At 34.7% G+C, this 1,707-nt stretch carries 2 protein-coding genes; both read left to right on the forward strand.

What is annotated here, in order from left to right:
* Positions 1-325 (forward strand): DUF4143 domain-containing protein (locus tag RMN92_RS08300; protein ID WP_309609003.1); only part of this gene is annotated, 325 nt, incomplete at its 5' end.
* 76 nt (positions 326-401) lie between these two features.
* Positions 402-1,707 (forward strand): Tex-like N-terminal domain-containing protein (locus RMN92_RS08305; RefSeq protein ID WP_309609004.1); only part of this gene is annotated, 1,306 nt, incomplete at its 3' end.

Below are 1,707 nucleotides of genomic sequence, written 5' to 3' on the forward strand. Positions count from 1 at the left end.
TAACGGAATTCGAAACGCGATTATAAATAATTTTACCAGATTAGAAACCAGAACCGATGTTGGTGCATTATGGGAAAATTATTTGGCTTCAGAACGCGTAAAACATCAAAATTATACTCAAAAAACAGTTTCAAATTATTTTTGGCGTACTTATGACCAACAAGAATTAGATTGGCTTGAAGATGAAAATGGAAATCTAAGTGGATTTGAATTCAAATGGAATGAAAATCGAAAAGCAAAAATTCCAACAGCTTTTGCAAAAGCCTATTCAGAAGCGACTTTCGAGGTTATTAACAAGGGAAATTATTTGGATTTTATAACTTAAATTACTTTCTTAAAATATTAAAATCCTTGCGAACTTTGCGAAAACCTTTGCATCTTTGCGGTAAAATTATAATAAAATGAACCAAATACAATTCATACAAATCCAAGCCAACACCACATCAAAAAATATTGAGGCAACCATAAAATTGCTCGACGAAGACTGTACAATCCCGTTTATTTCTCGTTACCGAAAAGACCAAACAGGCAATTTGGATGAGGTATTTATCGAACAAATTGCGAAACTTCAAAAAGAATATGATCTAATTATAAAAAGAAAAGAAGCCATTTTAAAATCTATCGAGGAACAAAATGCCTTAACGCCAGAATTGTCAAAAAGAATATCCGAAAGTTTCGATTTGCAAGAAATCGAAGATGTTTATTTACCTTATAAAAAGAAGAAAAAAACCCGTGCAGATTTGGCTCGTGAAAATGGATTGGAACCATTAGCGCAACTAATTTTACTGCAAAACAATGACAATGTAGATTTCTTAGCAACAAAATTCATCAACAAAAATATTATTAACGAAGATTTTGCTTTGCAAGGCGCACGAGATATTGTAGCCGAATGGATTAACGAAAATATATTTGTCCGAAAACAATTGCGAAGGCTTTTTCAGCGAAAAGCCAACATCGAAACTAAAGTTGTAAAAAAGAAAGCGGAGGAAGAAGGTGCGCAAAAATTTTCTCAATATTTCGATTGGTCAGAAAATTTAGCCAAAACACCATCTCACCGATTACTTGCTATGCTTCGTACTGAAAACGAAGGTTTTGTCAAACTAAAAATAGAAGTTGATATTGACGAAGCCTATGATTTAATTGACGAAATTATTATCAAAAACAGCAATTCACCCTCAATTTCGCACGTTCAATTAGCCATTGAAGACTCCTATAAACGATTGTTGAATCCAGCCATTTCCAATGAAGCTTTGCAAGAAGCCAAAACTAAAGCTGACAAAACGGCTATTGATGTTTTTGCTTCAAATTTGGGACAACTTTTATTAGCGCCACCATTGGGCGAAAAACGAATTTTGGCAATAGATCCAGGTTTTCGTTCAGGATGTAAGATTGTTTGTTTGGATGAAAAAGGCGATTTGTTGTACAACGAAACCATTTATCCGCACGCGCCACAAAAAGAAGATGCAATGGCAATGAAAAAAATTCGTTCCATGGTCAATGCCTATAATATTGAAGCCATTTCTATTGGAAATGGAACTGCAAGCCGCGAAACCGAATTTTTTATTAAAAAAATTGCGTTTGATAAGCCCGTTCAAGTTTTTGTGGTTTCAGAAGCAGGAGCATCGGTTTACTCGGCAAGCAAAATAGCCAGAGACGAATTCCCAAATTATGATGTAACGGTTCGTGGTTCGGTTTCAATTGGCAGAC

The organism is Flavobacterium sp. (assembly GCF_031363805.1).
GTDB lineage: Bacteria > Bacteroidota > Bacteroidia > Flavobacteriales > Flavobacteriaceae > Flavobacterium.